Annotated in this window: 13 protein-coding genes; 6 read left to right on the top strand and 7 right to left on the bottom strand. The window is 62.9% G+C overall.

What is annotated here, in order from left to right; translation table 11 throughout:
• Positions 1-47: 47 nt before the first annotated feature.
• The 4 genes from NDO75_RS20215 to NDO75_RS20200 form a co-directional block, all read right to left on the bottom strand.
• Positions 48-2,507, bottom strand: a complete 2,460-nt coding sequence (locus NDO75_RS20215; protein ID WP_310908410.1) for a molybdopterin cofactor-binding domain-containing protein — start codon at positions 2,505-2,507, stop codon at positions 48-50.
• Positions 2,504-3,049, bottom strand: coding sequence for a 2Fe-2S iron-sulfur cluster-binding protein (locus NDO75_RS20210; protein WP_310908409.1), 546 nt, complete (start codon positions 3,047-3,049; stop codon positions 2,504-2,506). The genes NDO75_RS20215 and NDO75_RS20210 overlap by 4 nt, the downstream gene beginning before the upstream one ends.
• Before the next feature lie 455 nt (positions 3,050-3,504).
• Positions 3,505-5,952: a molybdopterin cofactor-binding domain-containing protein gene (locus tag NDO75_RS20205; protein WP_310908408.1), complete on the bottom strand. Its 2,448-nt coding sequence runs from the start codon at positions 5,950-5,952 to the stop codon at positions 3,505-3,507.
• Positions 5,945-6,490, bottom strand: a complete 546-nt coding sequence (locus tag NDO75_RS20200; RefSeq protein WP_310908407.1) for a 2Fe-2S iron-sulfur cluster-binding protein — start codon at positions 6,488-6,490, stop codon at positions 5,945-5,947. Before NDO75_RS20200 ends, NDO75_RS20205 begins: the two co-directional genes overlap by 8 nt.
• 300 nt (positions 6,491-6,790) lie before the next feature.
• Between NDO75_RS20200 and npdG the strand changes: the two genes are divergently transcribed.
• The gene (gene npdG, locus NDO75_RS20195) at positions 6,791-7,459 is read left to right on the top strand and encodes an NADPH-dependent F420 reductase (protein ID WP_310908406.1); all 669 of its coding nucleotides are present in this window, start codon (positions 6,791-6,793) and stop codon (positions 7,457-7,459) included.
• Positions 7,460-7,596: 137 nt separating this feature from the next.
• Positions 7,597-8,481 (top strand): phosphonate ABC transporter, permease protein PhnE, encoded by an 885-nt coding sequence (gene phnE / locus NDO75_RS20190; RefSeq protein WP_310908405.1) that lies wholly within the window; start codon positions 7,597-7,599, stop codon positions 8,479-8,481.
• A 92-nt stretch (positions 8,482-8,573) separates the two neighbouring features.
• Here the strand turns inward: phnE and NDO75_RS20185 are convergent, their stop codons facing one another.
• Positions 8,574-9,806, bottom strand: a complete 1,233-nt coding sequence (locus NDO75_RS20185; RefSeq protein ID WP_310908404.1) for a Zn-dependent hydrolase — start codon at positions 9,804-9,806, stop codon at positions 8,574-8,576.
• A gap of 322 nt (positions 9,807-10,128) precedes the next feature.
• On the opposite strand from NDO75_RS20185, the gene NDO75_RS20180 reads away from it, so the two are divergent.
• Positions 10,129-11,772: a D-aminoacylase gene (locus NDO75_RS20180; protein ID WP_310908403.1), complete on the top strand. Its 1,644-nt coding sequence runs from the start codon at positions 10,129-10,131 to the stop codon at positions 11,770-11,772.
• Positions 11,773-11,934: 162 nt separating this feature from the next.
• A complete protein-coding gene (locus NDO75_RS20175) occupies positions 11,935-12,972 on the top strand; it encodes an LLM class flavin-dependent oxidoreductase (protein WP_310908402.1) in 1,038 nt (345 codons plus the stop codon).
• Positions 12,973-13,103: 131 nt separating this feature from the next.
• Here NDO75_RS20175 and thrC read toward each other — a convergent pair whose 3' ends face one another.
• Positions 13,104-14,363 (bottom strand): threonine synthase, encoded by a 1,260-nt coding sequence (gene thrC, locus NDO75_RS20170; RefSeq protein ID WP_310908401.1) that lies wholly within the window; start codon positions 14,361-14,363, stop codon positions 13,104-13,106.
• Positions 14,364-14,572: 209 nt separating this feature from the next.
• Here thrC and cofH point away from each other — a divergent pair, with 209 nt between their 5' ends.
• Complete coding sequence (gene cofH, locus NDO75_RS20165) at positions 14,573-15,928, top strand: 7,8-didemethyl-8-hydroxy-5-deazariboflavin synthase subunit CofH (RefSeq protein WP_310908400.1); 1,356 nt, start codon at positions 14,573-14,575, stop codon at positions 15,926-15,928.
• Between the two features lie 214 nt (positions 15,929-16,142).
• On the top strand, positions 16,143-17,855 hold the full coding sequence (locus NDO75_RS20160) for an inositol monophosphatase family protein (RefSeq protein WP_310908399.1): 1,713 nt from the start codon (positions 16,143-16,145) through the stop codon (positions 17,853-17,855).
• Positions 17,856-17,949: 94 nt separating this feature from the next.
• Here NDO75_RS20160 and NDO75_RS20155 read toward each other — a convergent pair whose 3' ends face one another.
• Positions 17,950-19,287, bottom strand: a complete 1,338-nt coding sequence (locus tag NDO75_RS20155; protein ID WP_310908398.1) for an amidohydrolase family protein — start codon at positions 19,285-19,287, stop codon at positions 17,950-17,952.
• Between the last annotated feature and the right edge of the window lie 165 nt (positions 19,288-19,452).

Below are 19,452 nucleotides of genomic sequence, written 5' to 3'. Positions count from 1 at the left end.
GAGTATCTATAATAATAGTTCGGACGGTCGTTTCGTACCGACGGCGGCTAGCCGTCGCGTTCGTCGAGAGCCTGTTTGACGGCGTCGGCCGTGATGGGGAGGGAGTTCACGCGGACGCCTACGGCGTCACGGATCGCGTTGCTGAGCGCCGGCGGGACCCCGTTCGTCGGGAGTTCGGCGATCGATTTCGCGCCGAACGGCCCGGTCGGTTCGTGCGTTTCGACGATGATCGTCTCCATCGGCGGGTGATCGGTCGTTCGTGGCATCCCGTACTGCCGGAAGCCGAGCACCTCCGGATTCCCCTCGTCGTCGAACTCGAGTCCACCGCTGGTGGCGTACTCGAGGCTCATGTGCTCGCCACCCTCGATCTGTCCCTCCACGAGCGCGGGGTTGATCGCGACGCCGCAGTCGGCGGCAAACGCCATTTCGTTGATCTCGTACTCGCCGGTTTCCTCGTTCACGGTCACGTCGACGAACTGGGCGCCGTACGGAGGTGGACTTTCGTCCGTCGAGTGATTGCCCTTGCCGAGAATGTGCTCGCGGTCGTCGTGGCCGTAGGTCGCCTCGTACCCGATCTCCTCTAGCGACACACCGTCGCCGGTCACCTCGCTGTACACCTGCCCGTCGCCCGTCGTCAGGTTCTCGACGGGTTCGTCGAGCATCTTCGACCCCCAGTGGACGAGCCGTTCCCGCGCGTCCTCGGCGGCTTCCTTTACGGCTTGACCGCTGATGTAGGTCGTCGAGGAGGCGTACGCGCCGTAGTCGAACGGCGTCAGGTCGGTGTCCGAGGAGATAACGACGATATCCGTGGGCTCACAACCCAGAACCTCCGCGGCTATCTGGCTGACCATCGTATCGGAGCCGGTGCCGGTGTCGACGCCGCCGACCTGGAGATGGAACGAGCCGTCCTCGTTCATCTTGATCTGGGCCGCGCCGAGTTCCCGCCCGGCGACGCCGCTGCCCTGGGCGATCATCGCCATGCCGACGCCACGGTGGCGGTGTGGCTCCGCGGGCTGCTCGAGGTCGTCGTAGCCGATGGCCTCCTTCCCGCGCTCGATGCACTCGCGGAGTCCGCACGACCGTATCTCCCGGTCGAACCGATCGCCGTCTTTCAGTATGGTGACGTTCCGATCGATATCGCCCTCGCGAACGGCGTTGCGTTTGCGGAACTCGATCGGATCGAAGTCCAGTCGGCGCGCGACCTCGTCCATGTGCGACTCGACCGCGAAATGACCCTGTGGGGCGCCGTATCCGCGCATCGCCGCACCCATCGGCAGGTTCGTGTGAACGACGTCGCCCTCGAACCGGACGTTCGGAACCCGCGGATACAGCGGGAGGGGTTTCGTTCCGACGTTGTTCGCGACGGTCATCCCGTGGGTGCCGTATGCCCCCGAGTTCGACAGCGTGTACAGCTCCATCGCATCGAGCGTCCCGTCCTCGTCCACCGCTGTCCGCATGCGCATCTGCATCGGATGGCGAAACCGGAGCGCGTAGAACTCCTCGCGGCGCGTCATCTCCAGTTTGACCGGGCGGTCGGCCGCCAGATGGAGTGCGAACGCGATCGGTTCTATCGCCATCTCCTGTTTCGCACCGAAGCCGGCCCCGATGCGGGGTTTCGTGACGCGGACGTCGCGAATGGGAACGTCGAACAGATGCGCGATCTGTCGTCGGGTGTGGAACGGAACTTGCGTCGCAGTGATGAACGAGTACCGGTCGTCCTCGTCCGTGTGGGCGATCGTCGTGTGGGGTTCGGGGACACAGTGTGACTGATACGGTGTTTCCCATTCCGTCTCGATCACCCGGTCGTCGTCCGTTCGATCGAACGCCCGCTCGACGTCGCCTCGCTCGCCCTCGAAGTGAGACTCGAGGTTCCGCTCGTAGTCGGCACCGTGCTGTTTGTTCTCGACCTCGTCGGGATCGAATAACTGTGGGGCGTCCGGATCCGTCGCCGCTTCGGGGTCGAAGACGGGTTCCAGTTCTTCGTATTCGACGTCGATCGTCCGCGCGGCGCGGTCGGCCGTCTCCGTGTCCGTTGCGGCGATCGCTGCGATGGGATCGCCGACGTATCGCACGTGTTCTCTGAGTACGCGCAGATCCCACGGGCTCGGTTCGGGGTAGGACTGGCCCGAACTCGAATACGCTTCGTCGGGCACGACGTCGTCCCACGGCGTGATCACAGCGTACACGCCGTCCATCGCTTCGGCCTCGCTCGTATCGATGTCACGGACGTATCCGTGCGCGATTTCGCTCCGGATCACTTTCCCTTCGGCGAGTTCGGGAAAGCGATCACGGTAGTCGGCCGTGTAACGGGCTTCCCCGGTGACGATCTTCCGAGCGTCGTCTTTCTCGACGTCCTCGGTCAGATGCTCGCGCTCGTCCCGGGATTTCCGGTCGTCCGCAGCCTCCTCACTCTCCCCCGGAAACGCGTCCGCTTCCGTGGCCTCCTCCTCCGCCCGATTTCCGTCGGGTCTCTCGTTCCGTCCCGGCGTCTCTTCCAGATTGCTCATTGCGATCGACCCTCCTCACGGGAGCAGGACGACGGGAACTCCTCGCAGCGGCTTTCCCCGCCGTCTGCCGCCACGGTCGGCTCGCCGTCCATTCGGTCCGCAGCGTCGAGGACCGCTTCGACGATCTTCTTGTAACCGGTACATCGGCAGAGGTTGTCCGCCAGCGCTTCTCGAACCTCCGTCTCGGTCGGGTCCGGGTTCGATTCCAGCAGCGCCTTCGAACGCATGATCATTCCGGGAATACAGAAGCCACATTGGAGCGCCGAGTTGTCGACGAAGGCCTGCTGGAGCGGGTGGAGATCGTCCTGCGACCCCAGTCCCTCGATCGTTTCTACCGTCGATCCGGCTACTTTCGCGGCCGGCGTGACACAGGACATCGCCGGTTCGCCGTCGATTTGGACCGTACACATCCCGCACGCGCCCGTGTCACAGCCGCGTTTCGGGCCGGTGTAGCCGTTTCGCCGCAGTACGTCAAGCAGGACGTCCGATTTCGCCGCCTCGAACGTCCGTCGTTGGCCGTTTAGTTCTAGCTCGAGTTGCATGAGTCTCATCGTGGGAGAGAGACCCTCCCTTCCTCCGAGTATCGGACTCGAGAACCTAAATAGCTACTCCGGAGTGTGACGATAGCGGCCGGAAGAGAAAGAGCGAATCGCCGGCGAACGGACGATTTCGGAGAATGTCAACAGTTTGCGTGTGAATTGGTTGCTCGAACGGGCACACGCATCGAATGTGCTGAACTACCAGACACAAACACAGCACGGGCGCACCATCGCGTGGAATGGGACCGATCCTCCCACAGCGGGCAAACACCGCCACATTTTCCATGCGAACGGGACACACCACTACGTTACTCCTGAAGCGAAAACCCGAGATGGTATACCGAGCGACGATTGAACCGACCTGACGGAGTTCGAGCGAGGCACTGAAGTCACGCGAACCACCGCAGGACGATCACGGGGACAGTTCGACGGACGAAATCGAAGCGAAAACGAACGCTCTATTTCTCGTCGAGCGCCGCCTTGATTTTCTCGGCAGTAACGGGCATCTCGTTGATGCGGACGCCGACGGCCTCCCGAATCGCGTTACTGAGCGCCGGCGGCACCGTGTTGGTCGGCACCTCCGCGACCGATTTCGCGCCGAACGGTCCCGTCGGCTCGTGGGTCTCGACGAGAATGCTCTCGATCGGCGGCGTCTCCGTTGCCGACGGAAGCCCGTACTCGTCGAAATCCGAGACTACCGCGCGGCCCTGCTCGTCGACGGTGACACCCTCGCTCACGGCCATCTCGAAGCTCATGTGGTTGGCACCCTCGACCTGCCCCTCCGCCATTCCGGGGTTGATCGCGACGCCGCAGTCGACGGCGACGACGAGCTGGTTGACTTCGAACTCGCCGGTCTCCTCGTCGACGGTGACGTCGACGAACTGCGCGGCAAACGGCGGCGGACTCTCCTCGGTGGAGTGGGTCCCCTTGCCGAGGATGTGCTCCCGGTCGTCGTGACCGTACACCGACTCGTAGCCGACGTCCTCGAGCGTCACCGTCTCACCGGTCTCCTCGCTGTACACCTCGCCGTCGCGCGTCGCCAGGTTCTCCGCGGGTTCGTCGAGCATTCGCGACGCCCACTCGAGGATTCGCTCTTTGGCGTCCTCGGCGGCCTTCTTCACCGCCATCCCGCTGATGTAGGTCGTCGAGGAGGCGTACGCGCCGTAGTCGAACGGCGTGTTATCGGTGTCCGAGGATTTGACGATGATGTCGTCTTCGTCACAACCGAGCACCTCGGCGGCGATCTGGATAAACGCTGTATCCGCGCCCGTGCCGATGTCCACGCCGCCGACCTGCAGGTGGAACGAGCCGTCCTCGTTCATCATGATCTGTGCGGCGCCGAGTTCGTCACCGGCGACGCCGGTCCCCTGTGCCGACAGGGCCATGCCGATACCGCGGTGGCGGTGTGGCTCCGAAGGTTGCTCGAGATCGTCCCAGCCGATGGCTTCCTTGCCGCGCTCGATACACTCGTCGAGACCACAGGAACGGATACGCCGCTCCGCGCCCTCGCCGCCCATCATGCCGGCGATCTCGTCCAGATCGCCGACTTCCATATAGTGTTGCCGACGGAATTCGATCGGATCGAGATCGAGATCCCGCGCGATCTCGTCCAGGTGACCTTCGAGAGCGAGCGTCCCCTGGGGGGCGCCGTACCCTCGCATCGCACCGGTCTGTGGCGTGTTCGTGTGGACGATGTCGGCCTCGAAGCGAGCGTTCGGTACCTTCGAGTACAGCGGCATCGGCTTGCTACCGACGTTCCCGGCGACCGTCATACCGTGACTCCCGTACGCGCCGGTGTTCGAGAGCGCGTAGAGGTCGATCGCTTCGATCGAACCGTCGTCGGTGACTGCCGTCCGCGCACGAACCTTCATCGGATGGCGCGAGCGCATCGCGTAGAACTCCTCGTCGCGGGAGGCCTCGTACATGACGGGACGGTCAGCCGCGAGCGACAGCGCGAGCGGGATCGGTTCGACGACCATCGCTTGCTTGCCGCCGAAGCCACCCCCAACACGGGGTTTCTTCACTCTGATGTCCCGAATCGGGATATCGAACAGGTGTGCCAGCTGGCGGCGAGTGTGGTTCGGGACCTGCGTGCTCGTGATGAGCACTTGCCGGTCGTCCTCGTCGGTGTAGGCGAGCGACGTGTGTTTCTCGATCTGCGCGTGGGATTGCCGAATCGTTTCCCACTCGGTCTCGTGGACGTGCACGTCCTCGCGCTCGAGCGCGGCGTCGACGTCCCCGATCTCGCCCTCGATGTTGGACATCCGGTTGCGGTCGTAGTCGTGACCGACGATCTTGTTCTCGACCTCGTCGTCGTCGAACAGTTGCGGCGCGTCCTCGTCGAACGCCTCCTCGGGGTCGACGACGTGGTCGTACTCCTCGTACTCGACCTCGATGGATTCGGCCGCGGCCGCAGCGGTGGTCGCGTCTTCGGCCGCGACCGCTGCGATCGGATCGCCGACGTAGCGGACGTGCTCGTTGAGCACGTTCATGTCCCACGGGCTCGGTTCGGGGTATGACTGACCGGCGCTCGTGTACTTCGCGTCCGGCACGGCGTCGGACCACGGTGTGAGAACGGCGTAGACACCGTCCGTTTCCTCGGCCTCGGTCGTGTCGATGGCAGTCACGCGGCCGTGTGGAACCTCGCTGCGGACGACCGCAGCGTGAGCGAGATCCGGGAACCGTTCTTCGTAGTCCGCTGTGTACTTGGCCTGACCAGTGACGAGCTTTCGATCGTCGAACTTTTCGGCCGGCTGAGAAACGCTCTTTCGCTCCCCCGGAGCCTTATTGTTGTTCGCCGGTTCGTCCCACTCGAGGGGGTGTTCTTCGAACTCCTGTGGCTCTTCCGAGGTCGGCTTCGACGCGGTGCCACCGTCCGTCTGCGGGTCGTTCGAGTCGTCACTCATTGGAATCACCGTCGTAAGCAGTGTCGTCGGGTCGGCGTGAATCAATCCGTGAGCCGCCGTCAGCCGCGACCGATCGATCGCCGCGCATTCGGTCGGCGGCGTCGAGAATCGCCTCGACGGGCTTCTGATACCCGGTACACCGGCAGAGGTTGTCGTCGATGGCCTGGCGTACCTCGGCTTCGGTCGGATCGGGATTGGTCTCGAGGAGCGATTTGGCCTCGATTATCATGCCGGGAATACAGAAACCACATTGGACGGCGAAGTGGTCGACGAACGCCTCCTGAATCGGATGGAGGTCGTCTTGCGTCCCGAGTGCCTCGATCGTCTCGACCTCTGCACCGTCGGCGCTCTGAGCGTTCACGCCGCAGGCCATCTTCACTTCGCCGTCGACGAACACTTTCGATGCGCCACAGACGCCACTATCGCAGCCACACTTCACGCCCGTGTACCCGTTCCGTCGCAGTACCGTCGCCAGGTCGTCGTCCGATTCGACCGTCACAGTCGTCGGTTCATCGTTGATCGTTAGTTCGATTTCCACGGAAATCCCTCCATGCAGGTGTGCCTCTCGCACACGCACGTCGTGACTGTAGAATGCGAGACAGTAACACATATATCTATGGGTGACTGCCTCAACCCCGGCCCGAGACGGCCCAGAACCAGCGAGCCGACTGGCCAGACTCGTTGAACGGATGCGGCGTCCCACGCCGTCCGAGATCCGGTTCGGCAACCGTCGAATCGTCTGTTGGCACAGAGATGTGGCAGTGAAGGCCCTGTTTCCGATTTGTTTGAGCGCTGTGTGACGAATACAGTTTTGAAGGTCACTCTGCATCGTCACTGTATGGAGATTGCACTCCTCGGAGGTACTGGTGATATCGGTCAGGGACTCGCGCTGCGCTGGGCGCGGGACAGCGATCACTCGGTCGTCATCGGATCGCGGGACGCCGACAAGGCCGAGCAGAAGGCGAACGAATACTACTCGGCACTGAAACAGACCGGCGTCACTCCCGACATCGCCGGCTATAGCAACGAGACGGCCGCCGATTCCGCCGAAGTCGTCGTCGTCAGCGTTCCGCCCGAATACGCGCCTCAGACGGTCGAGACGGTCGCGCCCGTTCTGGGCGAGGACGACGTACTCGTCAGTCCGGCGGTCCAGATGTCGCGTGACGCGAGCGGCTTTCACTACGATCCGCCCGAAACGGGCTCCGTCGCCGAAGTAATCGATCGCGCGGCCCCCGACGACGTACCGGTCGTGAGCGCGTTCCAGAACCTCGCTGCGGGCGCGCTCAGCGACCTCGAGAACGAGCTCGAGGCCGACGTCGTCGTTACCGGTGACGATAGCGAGGCGAAGCAGACGGTCACGGCGCTGGCCGAGGACATCGACGGCCTCCGAGCGCTCGACGGCGGCCCGCTCGCGAACACCGGCGTCGTCGAGAGCGTGACGCCGCTTCTGATCAACCTCGCGATGAACAACGACGGTATGCACGACATCGGCGTTCGGTTCGAGTGACGAACGAGGACGAACCCTATCCCGAGCTGGATCACTCGTTCGGTGAAACAATCAACTGCGATCCATCGTTGAATCGAGGGCATCTGCTGCCCCGTTCTATCCGGATATCGGGATATCACGCGTCAGAGACGATACCCATGACCGAAGATACTCGACGGTACGCTGGGATCGATCCACGCGGTAGTCGTACGTTTCTCTCGAAACGATCGCTATCGCGCGTATTCGCGGCGACGGTCATCCTCGCAGTGGCCGGGTGGATCGTCGGGGTCGATCCGTTCCTGCTGCTGTCATCGGATGCGCGCGGCCAGATGTGGATGCTCGTCACCGAAGGATATCCGCCTGACATCAGCCGCGATTTCCTGCTCGGTCGATCCCTCCGAGGTGGATTGCTGTGGGCAATCGTCGAGACGCTCGCGATCAGTATCGTCGGCACCTCACTGGCGGTCGTCTTCGCGATCCCGCTCGCGCTCGCGAGCGCATCGACCGTGACACATCAGGGACCGCTGTACGCCAGTGAGTCAGCCTCGCGAATCGCGCTCGGACACGCCCTCTATCGCGGCGCCAGACTGTTGTTGAGTTTTCTCCGATCGGTCCCCGGCCTCGTCTGGGGATTTCTCTTCGTCACCGCCGTGGGACTGGGACCGTTCGCCGGCGCGCTCGCTCTCGGGGTTCACAATACGGGCGTGCTCGGTAAACTGTACGCGGACTTCCTCGAGGACACGGATCCGATGACGACCGAAGCGGTCGCGTCGAGCGGGGCGACGCGGTTCCAGGCCGTCTGTCACGGTATGGTCCCGCAAATCTCGGCGACGGCGGCATCGTACACGCTCTACAGGTGGGAATGTACCATCCGCTCGGCGACGATACTCGGTTTCGTCGGCGCCGGCGGGGTCGGTTACTACCTCGTTATCTCAATTCAGCGGTTACAGTATCAGAAGCTCGCTACGGCGATCGCCGCGGTGTTCGCGCTCGTGGTGATGACCGACGCGCTCGCATCGCGACTTCGCGCTCGGATGGTGTGAACTCGGCAGCCGGTGGTCGCAACGACGCCGAACGGAACCAGCACGAGGCCGTCGCGGACATCGGCTACGCGAACGCCTCCAGTTGGAATCGCTTACGCTGACGCCTTCGACCGGACTGCCTCGAGGAGCACTTCGGTCCCGATCACGATGTCGTCCCACTCCGTGTACTCGTTCTCGCGGTGGCTGATGCCGTCGACGCTCGGGACGAAGATCATGCTCGTCGGCGTGATCTTGTTGAGGTAGTTGGCATCGTGGCCGGCACCGCTGACGAGGCGAGTGTAGTCACAGCCGACCGTTTCGGCGGCGTCGACGACCGTGTCGATACAGCTCTGGTCGAAGGGGTCGGCGTCGACGCGCATGATCTCCTCGAACTCGTACTCGAGGCCCTCTCGTTCGGCCGCGTGAGCGATTTCACGCTGGATCTGTTCGACCGCTGCGTCGACGGCCTCGTCGTCGTACGACCGGAAGTCGATCGTGAACTCGACTTTCTCGGGAATCACGTTGATCGCATTCGGCCAGACGTCGACGCTGCCGACGGTACCGACGAGGTCGGTGCCTTCGGTCGCCGTGATCCGCCGGACGCTGTCGGTCACGTCGGCCGTCGCGACGAAGGCGTCGTGGCGCATGTCCATCGGCGTCGGGCCGGCGTGGTTCGCCTGCCCCTCGAAGGTGACGTTCATCCAGGAGAAGCCGAACACGCCTTCGACGGCCGCGACGGGGAGGCCCTCCTGCTCGAGGAACGGTCCCTGCTCGACGTGCATCTCGAAGTAGCAGTGGATGTCGTGGGGCTCGCAGGGCTCGTCGCCTTTGTAACCGATCCGTTCGAGTTCGTCACCGAACGTCTTCCCGTCCTTGTCCTCGCGCTCGTACGCGTACTCGAGGTCGAAAATGTCACAGAAGACGCCGCTGCCGAGCATGTCCGGCTGGAACCGGACGCCCTCTTCGTTACTCCACGCGACGACCTCGAGCGGACGGGTCGTCGTCTCGTCGGCGTCGTTGAGGGACTCGACGACTTCGAGGCCGCCGAGGACGCCGATCACACCGTCGTATCGGCCACCGTTGTACTGGCTATCGATGTGGGAACCGAACATGACCGGGTCGGCGTCCGGGTTCGCCCCGGATCGGCGTCCGAAGATGTTCCCCATCTCGTCGATACGGACCGTCAGATCGGCGTCGCGAAACCATTCGACGATGGTGTCTCGAGCCTCTTTGTTCTCGTCGGACAAACTCGGGCGGTTCACCCCGCCGTTTTCGGTCGCCCCGATCTCGCTGAACTCGTCGAACCGTCGGCGGAATCGCTGCTCGTCGATACTCACTTCGGCCATGTGGGAACGCACCAGCGGGGCGGACTTTAACTTTTGCAAGCTAAGTCCCCGTCCTCAAGGAGCAACGCAGTGAGCGGAACGCCTGCTGAGACTGGAACCTCTGCGGGGTCGCGCTCTAGCTCGTCTGGAGACGTGGTTCCTGCAAGTGCCGTCGTTGACACGGGAAGCCCCACCCTCAAGGAACGACCGGTGTTAGCCGTGAGCGAGTAGGGTGGGGTAGTTCACCATTCCGGAGAGGTCCACCGCGGTGGGTGGCCGAGCGCTGCCATACGCGGCGCGATTCACCGAAAGAATCAAACGGCCCATCCACGAGAGTCGATACATGTCGTCTGTTAGCACGGGGTCCGTAGAGTTTCGAAACGCACGCGTTCTCGATGGCACCGGCGGGCCGGCCTTCCGCGCACACGTTCTTGTTGACGACGGTCGGATCGAACGAATCGGCGACGAGCCGGTCGGCGGCGACCGGCAGATCGACCTCGACGGATCGTATCTCGCCCCCGGATTCGTGGACATGCACGCCCACTCGGAGCTACGGCTGATTTCCAAGCCTACTGCCGAGGAGAAGCTCACGCAGGGTATCACGACAGAAGTGCTCGGCCAGGACGGGGTCAGCGTCGCGCCCGTGCCCGAAGACATGAAGACCGAGTGGGAGAAGCGCATCCAGTCGCTGGACGGTACGATCGACAGGCGGTGGCCCTGGAGTTCCGTCTCCGAATACCTCGACGAACTCGAGGAGGCGTCGCCGGCCGTCAACGCTGCCCACTACGCCCCACACGGGAACCTTCGCTCTCACATCGCCGGCTTCGAGGACCGCAAACTCGCGGACGGAGAAGTGGCCGAGCTGCAGGAGAGGCTCGAGCAGGCTATCGACGAGGGCGCGTTCGGACTATCTACGGGAATGATCTACCCGCCGAGTTCCTACGGGCGTGACCCGGAACTCGAGGCGCTCGCCGAGACGCTCGCGGCCCGGGACTCGTTTATGATCTCTCACGTATGGAACGAGACGGACCGGGTCGTCGAATCGATCGACCGCTATCTCGAACTCTGTCGGCGCGGCGGCTGTCACGCGCACGTCTCACACCTGAAAGTGGGCGGCCGACAGAACTGGGGGAACTCCGCGGACGTCCTCGATCTGTTCGACGACGCGATCGACGCGGGACAGCGGGTCTCGTTCGATCAGTACCCCTACACGGCGGGCTCGACGATGCTCACCGCGCTGTTACCGCCGTGGGCACGACAGGGCGAAACGGCGGACATCCTCGAACGGCTGCGACGGGCGGATGTCAGAGAGCGCATCGCCGAGGACATCTCGTCGCCCGGGGAGTGGGAAAACCTGGCTCGTGCGGCGGGCACCTGGGACAACATCCTCATCACGCGGACCGCGAGCGGCGATTATCAGGGGAACACGATCGAGGAGATCGCGACCGAGCGAAACCTCGACCCGGTCGACGCGATGTGTGAGCTCCTCGTCGAGGAGCAGTTGGACGTGACGATGGCGGACTTCGTCATGTCGGAGGAAGACATCGAGCGGTTCCTCGCGGACGGCCGCGGAACGTTCTGTACGGACGGGATCTTCGGCGGAAAACCCCATCCGAGAGCCATCGGGACGTTCGGCCGCATCCTCGAGCGATACGTGCGTGAGCGCGATGTACTGTCCCTGCCGCTCATGGTGCGCAAGGCGGCCGGCCACCCCGCCGACATCCTCGGACTCGACGATCGGGGGTACGTCAAGGAGGGGTACGTCGCAGACCTCGTCACCTTCGATCTCGACGCCGTGTCGGAGAACGCCACCTACGAGAACCCGTTCCAGCTCACAGACGGCTTCGAGTACATTCTCGTCGGCGGAGCGATGGCAGTCGAGGACGGAACGACGACTGGCGTTCGCAACGGTGAGATTCTCCGCTCGACCGACGAGTGGGGCGGCTCCGATCGACCAGCGTTCGATCGGTCGTCCAACGAGACGTGACAGACGGTTTGTGCTGTGGCGCGTGACCGACACGGAAACACACTGATCGGGTCCACTTTCGCAATCGACCCACACAGATCTGTAGTCGTTTGTCCATCATTGGCTGGGTTTCTCACCCATACTTATTTAATAGATGTCGGGTTACTTCACAACGGGATTCCAATGAGCAGTAGCAAACAGGTGTTCGATAGAGGCGACCGTGTTGGTATCTACCTGCAGGACAAACATTCGTTACAGGAAAATCTCGAGCTCGTTCAGTACGCGGAGGAGCAGGGAATCGACGAGATCTGGCAGGCGGAGTCTCGACTCGCACGCGACGGTATCACGCCGCTCGGCGCGTACGCCGCCGTCACAGACCAGATCAAGCTCGGGACGGGCGTCATCAACAACTGGACGCGCAACACCGCGCTCATCGCCCAGTCGATGAGTACGCTGGAGGAGCTCGCCGGGCCCAATCGCATCCAGTGTGGGATCGGCGCCTGGTGGGACCCGCTGGCGGAGAAGGTCGGTATCGACCGCAGCGGTGCTCTCCGCGCGATGCGGGAATGCGTCGAGGTCACGCAGGACCTCCTGGCCATGGAGAACGTTACCTACGACGGCGAGTTCGTTCAAATGCGCGACGTGGAACTCGACGTCGTCCACGGCGACTCCGGACCGCGGACGGTACCGGTCTACGTCGGCGGTACCGGATTCAAAATGCTCGAGTTGACCGGTCACTTCGCCGACGGCGCCCTGATGAACTATCTCGTCAGTCCCGAGTACAACGAGAAGGCACTCGACGCGCTCGCGACCGGCGCGGAGCGCGGCGGCCGATCGCTCGAGGATATCGACCGACCGCAACTGATCGTCTGTTCGATGGACCACGACGTCGACAAAGCGCTCGACAACGCTCGCGAACTCATTACCCAGTACCTGGGTCAGCAGCCCCACATCATGAAGGCGAGCGGCGTCAGTCAGGACCTCATCGACGAGGTCGGCGACGCGATCGGCGGCTGGCCGGCGGACAAGGAAGACATCAAGCAGGGAATGGAGCTCATTCCGGACGACGTCGTCCACAAGCTTACTGCCAGCGGGACTCCCGAACAGTGTCGGGAGAAGGTCCGCGAATACGCTGAGAGCGGCTGTCAGTGTCCGATCCTCTACCCGCTCGGAGACGACCGCGAACTGATGATCGACGAATTCGCCGACGGCTACCTGTAGCGACGCGGCAATCACTCGTTCGTATATCGGGCGAGCGACGGGATTGACTGCCTCGGTAGGAGTGATCGTTTCTCCTGTTCGTAAGTCGCTTCTTGGGTCGAGAAGAACGTTCGGCAGCGATGCGGCGACGATCAGTCGTCGGCTGTGGCGACCTCAGCGTCCCCGAACAGCGCTTCCACTTCGGAGAGTTCGGGTTCGATTCGGTTGACGTCGCCAGTCGCTTTCTTCGCGCTCTCGGTATCCTTCAGGCCAAACCCGGTCGAAACGACGACGACGGTCTCGTCTCGCTCGATGATGCCCTGCTCCAGCGCCTCCTGAACGCCGGCAACCGGCGTCGCCCCTGCGGGCTCGGCGTAGATACCTTCCGTGCTCCCGAGGAGCTTCTCGGCCTCGAGAATGTCCTCGTCGGAGACCAACACGGTGTCTCCGCCGCTCTCCTGGGGAGCGCGGCAGGCCTTGATCGTGTTACGCGGCCGACCGACGGCGATGCTGTCGGCGATCGTATCTGCAATATCGTCGATGTCCTCGTGGCCCTGGAACGCATCATGGATCGCCGAGGCGCCTTCCGCCTGCACGCCGAGCATCTTCGGGTAGTCGTCGACGTAGCCGAGGTCGTAAAACTCCTTGAAGCCCTTCCAGGCGCCGGCGATCGTACAGCCGTCGCCCATCGAAAAGACCACCCAGTCGGGGACCTCTCCACGGACCACCGACTGTTCTGCTAGTTCGTGACCGACGGTTCGTTTCCCTTCCACCTGGAAGGGGTTGATCGCCGCATTGCGGTTGTACCAGCCGTACTCGTCCGTGACCTCGACACTCAGGTCGTACGCTTCGTCGTAGGATCCGTTGACGGCGAGGACGTCGGCACCGTACACGAGCGGTTGAGCGAGTTTGCCGGCGGGTGCGGCCCCGGGAACGAAAATGCGACAGTCCAGACCGCCACGCGCCGCGTACCCGGACAGCGAAGCGGCCGCGTTCCCCGTCGACGCACACGTGATGATGTCACGGCCGGCGTGTTTGGCCTTCGTCACCGCGATGGAACTGGCGCGGTCCTTGAAACAGCCGGTCGGATTGCGCCCGTCGTCCTTGACGAGCGTCTCGACACCGAGCACCTCGCTCAGGTTCGGAGCGTCGAATAGGTCTGTCCCGCCTTCGTTGAGGGTCACGACCTCTGCATCGTCGTCGACCGGGAGGAACGCTTCGTACTTCCACTGGCTCTGAATATTTCCGTCGAGGTCGGCGTCGAAGTTGTCGTCGATGACGTCGTAATCGTACTTGACCTCGAGAATGCCTTTGACGCCCTCGTGTTCCGGACAGGTGTAAATAATCTGGTCGGGATCGTACTCCCTCTCGCAAATCGTACACTCTAACGTAGTGACATGGTCCATTGCCATACGGTATAGCAAGCAAGACTACTACTAAAAAACACCGCACAATCCGCGAACCGGACGTCAACAGGAGAGCGCCTCGTTCTCTCCGACGCGGAGCGCGCTCGTTTTGCACGATGACACACCGTCACCAAATGCATCACAAAGACACTGTCATATCTGTGGCTCCGTCGGTCAGGGACATACTTATCGTCACGGCCGCACGTCTTCGGGCCATGTCTGACGCGTTTCGAGCGGCGGTCACTGGACCTGCCGGTCGAGTTGAATACAACCACCGACCCGACACGGCGCAATCGTTCGAGAACGCGCTCGAAAAGGCCCGCTCCGGGGAGCGACTGAGCGTCGACGACGGCGTCGAACTGCTCACGACGGGGACTGAGAGTCGCGGAATCGACTTCGAGCGCAAGGAAAAATTGCTTCGAATCGCCGATTACCGGCGCGCAGAGATGGTCGGCGAGGAGGTGACGTTCGTCGCCAACCTCAATAACAACGTGACGACGGCGTGTAACACGGGGTGTCAGTTCTGTAACTTCAAGGACACCGCCAGTAAATTCGAAACGGACCATACCGGGGACCACGGAGGATTTACGAAGACGCCTGGGGAGTCGCGCGAGATCGTCCGGGACGCCGTCGAGCGCGGTATCTACGAGGTCTGTTCCGTAAGCGGGCTGCATCCGGCACTCGCTCTCGACGAGGAACACGCGGAACGACTGGAAGCGTGCGAGCGAAACGATCTCAATTACAAGCCCCCCGCCGCGTACACTGACGACCCCGGGACGTACTGCGAGCAGATGGAGGCGATGAGCGTCGACGGCGTCCACGTCCACTCGATGACGCCGGAGGAAGCCTATCACGCCCGTCGGGGCACCGACTGGTCCTACGAGGAGGTGTACCGTCGTCTCCGCGATGCCGGCCTCGACTCCGTCCCCGGGACTGCTGCAGAGATTCTCGTGGACGAAGTTCGTGAGGTGATCTGCCCCGGGAAGATCGGAACCGACGAGTGGATCGCAGCGATGGAAGCGGCCGCCACCGTCGGTCTGCCGATGACGGCCACGATCATGTACGGCCACGTCGAAAACGAGATGCATCGCATCCAACATCTCGACGTCGTTCGGGACCTGCAGGACAGGACGGGGAACATCACCGAATTCGTGCCGCTGTCGTTCGTACACGAACGGACCCCGCTCGCCGAACACGGCGTCGTCGAGTCGGGTGCCAGCACCGACGAGGACGAACTCATGATCGCCGTCTCGCGCCTGTTTCTCGACAACATCGAGAACATCCAATCGTCGTGGGTGAAATACGGCGATGCCCAGGGGTTGAAGATGCTCAACTGCGGGGCGAACGACTTTATGGGGACGATCCTCTCCGAAGAGATCACCAAGCGCGCCGGTGGCAGTTACGGCGAGTTCCGTTCGTTCGAGGAGTACTGCGACATGCTCGCGGCTATCGGACGGCCGCCGGTCGAACGCTCCTCGGACTACGAGCAGCGCCGTCGCATCGACGTCGAGTCGGACCCGATCGGCCCCCGTCTCGGACCTGCCGCGGACGGAACGCCGCTCGTCGAGTAACTCCTCGTCGCGATCCTATCCGTTACGTCTACTGCGTCGTCCGCCACACAGCGAACGGAGAGCCACACTGGCGGCACACTCATGCCACACTCGTCGTGGCGACAGTGCTTTTATACGATAATCGATCGATGATTCGGTGGACGCTAGCATAGTCCACTACCGTCGGCTCGATTGCCGATGATAGCGCACGGAGAGCTAGCAGCGAGTTACAACCATGTACGGAAGACGCTTAGCGACAATAGAGGAGATCATCGCGCTCGTCAGTCCGGATAGTGAGGAGGAACTAGCGACGCTCGAAGCGTGGGCGGACGATCACGAGATACCCGTCCACGCGGTCGAGGTGGGTGACGACATCGACGAGGTGTACACCCCGGAACGAGAGTACTTGGGTGTCACTCTCGGCGGTGACGGGACGTATCTCGAGGGCGTCCGCCAGTTCAGCCCGAGGCAGATCCCGATCCTCGGGATCAACGCCGGGACCCTCGCGTTCCTCGCGAGCATCTCCCCGGACGACCTCACGGACGCCCTCGACGAAACCGTTCGAGGCGGTGCGACGGTCGACCGTCGCCAGCAGTTACACGTCGAGGGCAACGGAGTCGACTGCACCGGTATCAACGACGTCATGATCGAACACGAGCCGCCGGAGAACCCCGTCGACAGGAAGATCACCGAGCTGGAGGTGTTCGCGGACGGCGAGTTCGTCGGTGAGTACGAGGGGAGCGGACTCGCAGTATCGACGCCGACCGGTTCGACCGGCGTCTCACTGTCGGCTGGCGGCCCCGTCCACTACCCGATGAACAACTCGTCGTTACAGATCGTGCCGCTGCACACCCATCGGATGGGTACCCGTCCGCTCATCGTCGATGCTAACACGACCATCGAAGTCGTCTCAGAGGGGCCCGCAAACCTCCTCGTGGACGGTGGACGCGCACAGACCGGTCTCGAGGAGGGCGATACGATCACTATCAGTGGAGCCGATACGTCGGCACTCGTGGTTAACACGAGTTACGACGATGACTTCTTCACGTCCATCTCCGAGAAACTCGGCTGGAGCGTCCGTGAAGGCAGACACGATCAAGGTGATACCGACCGGGCGGTCTCGAACACCGAAGCGGAAGACATCGTCCGCCGGGCCAAGCAGGTCGCGGAGGACGCTTCGAAAGCGGCCGGTGAGGCGCTCAGAGAGCTCCACGGACAGACGGAGTCCGTCGAGTACAAGTCCGATAAATCGGACATCGTCACCGAGGCCGACTACAAGGCGGACAACATCATCACGACTGTCATCGAGAACGAGTTCCCCACCCACGGAATCCGGTCGGAGGAGAGCGACGAGCAAGTCGGGACGAGCGAGTACACCTGGCTGATCGATCCGCTCGACGGCACGGGGAACTTCGCACATGGAAACCCGAACTACTCGATCTCCATCGCGCTTCTGGAGGACGAGGAACCCGTAATGGGCGTCGTCTACGCGCCGGAAACTGACGAAATGTTCTCCGCGATCGAAGGAGAAGGCGCGACGCTAGACGGCCTTCCGATTTCGACGACCGATCGAACGTCGCTGGACGAGTGTATGCTCCTCTCCGGATACGATCCGAACGGAGCGTTTCTCTCCCACTGCTACCAGGAGACCCGCGGCGTTCGAAGTATCGGTTCAGCCGCACTGAACCTCTGCTTCCTGGCGGCCGGGAGCGCCGACGCGTTGTGGGAGTTCGACACGTATCCGTGGGACGTCGCCGCTGGGGTAGTTATTGCCCGTGAGGCAGGCGCCACGCTCACGAACGCAAACGGTGACCGGTACGAGCCGGTCGCCGCCCACGAGGAACGGAACGAGCTCGTCGGGTCGAACGGACCGGTCCACGAGACGCTGCTCAGCCATCTCGACGACAAACAGGACCTGCAGGCACCGGCCCAGACCAGCGCAGACTGATATACCGAACCACGTCACATCGATTCGCTGCTGCCATACTTCTCTCCTTTCGGATTCGGCATGTATCGACATTTGCGCCCGTTTTGGGAGCGAGTTACGGCCGTGAGATGAACTCACCCCGGCCGGGCGAAGACCGGACCTCGTGGTCGCTGGCGATAACGTCGCCGTTCGCGATTACTGTGTCGACACGTGCGCTCCACTCGCGACCCTCGTACGGCGTCCAGCCGCCGACGTACTGCAGGTTGTCGGCTGAAACCGTAAACTGGTCTTCGCGAACGAGTACGATGTCCGCGTCGGTCCCTTCTTGGAGCGATCCCTTCCGCGGGTAGATTCCGGCCTCGCGTGCCGGCCGTGAACAGACGAGTTCGTGAAGCCGAGTCCAGGAGAGTCGGTCCTCGTGAACGCCGGCGCTGACGAGGAACTCGAGCATCGTTTCGATGCTGGGCAGTCCGGCGTACGGCTCCCAGATGTTCTCCCAGCCGCGCTCCCGGTCCTCCCGATAGGTCGGGAAGTGTTCGCTGGCGATGAGATCGATCGTTCCGTCGCGGACGGCGTCCCAGAGCCGATCGACCTCCGCGGGCGATTTGAGGCTGGGGTTGACCTTCAGGAACGGTCCCTTCTCGTCGACGTCTTCCGTCGAGAACGCGAGGTAATGCGGACAGGTCTCGAGGGTCACCGGCACGTTCGACCGAGATTTGAATCGGCCGCCTTCGCGTGCCCCGCTTCCGCTGGAGACGTGGACGACGTGCAGAGGACACTCGGCGTACTCGGCGAACCACCCCATTCGATTGATGGCGTCGAGTTCCGCTTCGAGCGGGCGGGACTCCATATACACGTCCGGCGTGCTTTCGTCTATCGACGCTCGAGCGTGGTCGAGGATACCCTGCGTTTCGCAGTGAACGCGGACTTTCCCGCCGGCGTTTCCGACGGCTTCCATCAGGGACACGATCGTCTCGTCGGATGCGAGGTACGGCTCGGCAGTGAACGTCTTGAAATCGCGCGTCCCCTCCGCCATGATCCCCTCGACGTCGATGTCCGCCTCCTCGACGTTCCCCGCGACCAGTCCGAAGTCGATGTGTGCGAGCTCGGCACATTCGTCTCTCTTCTTTCGGAACGCGTCCGGCGATGTGATCGGGCTCTGCGTCGGGAGTTCGACGACGGTCGTCACCCCGCCGGCCGCGGCACTCGCCGTCTGTGACGCGAAGTCGATACCCGCCGGAAACAGGTCCGGATCGTGCAGATGGTTGTGGATATCCACGACGCCCGGAAGGGCGATCTTTCCCGCGGCGTCGATCACGTCGGTCGCGTCGCCGTGTTCGCTCGCGACGTCCGGGCCGACTGCCCGTATCTGGCCGTCGGCGATGGCGATAGATCCCTCCCGAACGCCGGTCGCACTGACGATACGCGCGTCTTCGATGAGTCGATCAGTCATGAACGAAATCGTATCGCGAACGACCAAAACAGTTGGCGATACCATCATTTATATGTCATATTCCGAAGCGTAACTTCTCGGCTAACGCAGCCACGCGGCGACCACGTCTGTGGCACCGATGTGGCGGGATCTGTGAAACGTCGATGGAGTCGACCAGGGGTGCCT

The sequence above is a fragment of the Natrinema sp. 1APR25-10V2 genome, from assembly GCF_031626495.1.
Taxonomy (GTDB): domain Archaea; phylum Halobacteriota; class Halobacteria; order Halobacteriales; family Natrialbaceae; genus Natrinema.
The sequence above is the reverse complement of the archived record's forward strand: the minus strand, read 5'-3'. Positions and strand labels throughout refer to the sequence as shown.

Excerpts from the sequence above, each read along its gene's own strand:
- NDO75_RS20205 (WP_310908408.1), bottom strand. The coding sequence starts at position 5,952 with ATGAGTGACGACTCGAACGACCCGCAGACGGACGGTGGCACCGCGTCG.
- NDO75_RS20210 (WP_310908409.1), bottom strand. The coding sequence starts at position 3,049 with ATGCAACTCGAGCTAGAACTAAACGGCCAACGACGGACGTTCGAGGCG.
- NDO75_RS20180 (WP_310908403.1), top strand. The coding sequence starts at position 10,129 with ATGTCGTCTGTTAGCACGGGGTCCGTAGAGTTTCGAAACGCACGCGTT.
- NDO75_RS20155 (WP_310908398.1), bottom strand. The coding sequence starts at position 19,287 with ATGACTGATCGACTCATCGAAGACGCGCGTATCGTCAGTGCGACCGGC.
- npdG (WP_310908406.1), top strand. The coding sequence starts at position 6,791 with ATGGAGATTGCACTCCTCGGAGGTACTGGTGATATCGGTCAGGGACTC.
- NDO75_RS20215 (WP_310908410.1), bottom strand. The coding sequence starts at position 2,507 with ATGAGCAATCTGGAAGAGACGCCGGGACGGAACGAGAGACCCGACGGA.
- phnE (WP_310908405.1), top strand. The coding sequence starts at position 7,597 with ATGACCGAAGATACTCGACGGTACGCTGGGATCGATCCACGCGGTAGT.
- thrC (WP_310908401.1), bottom strand. The coding sequence starts at position 14,363 with ATGGCAATGGACCATGTCACTACGTTAGAGTGTACGATTTGCGAGAGG.
- NDO75_RS20185 (WP_310908404.1), bottom strand. The coding sequence starts at position 9,806 with ATGGCCGAAGTGAGTATCGACGAGCAGCGATTCCGCCGACGGTTCGAC.
- NDO75_RS20160 (WP_310908399.1), top strand. The coding sequence starts at position 16,143 with ATGTACGGAAGACGCTTAGCGACAATAGAGGAGATCATCGCGCTCGTC.
- NDO75_RS20175 (WP_310908402.1), top strand. The coding sequence starts at position 11,935 with ATGAGCAGTAGCAAACAGGTGTTCGATAGAGGCGACCGTGTTGGTATC.
- cofH (WP_310908400.1), top strand. The coding sequence starts at position 14,573 with ATGTCTGACGCGTTTCGAGCGGCGGTCACTGGACCTGCCGGTCGAGTT.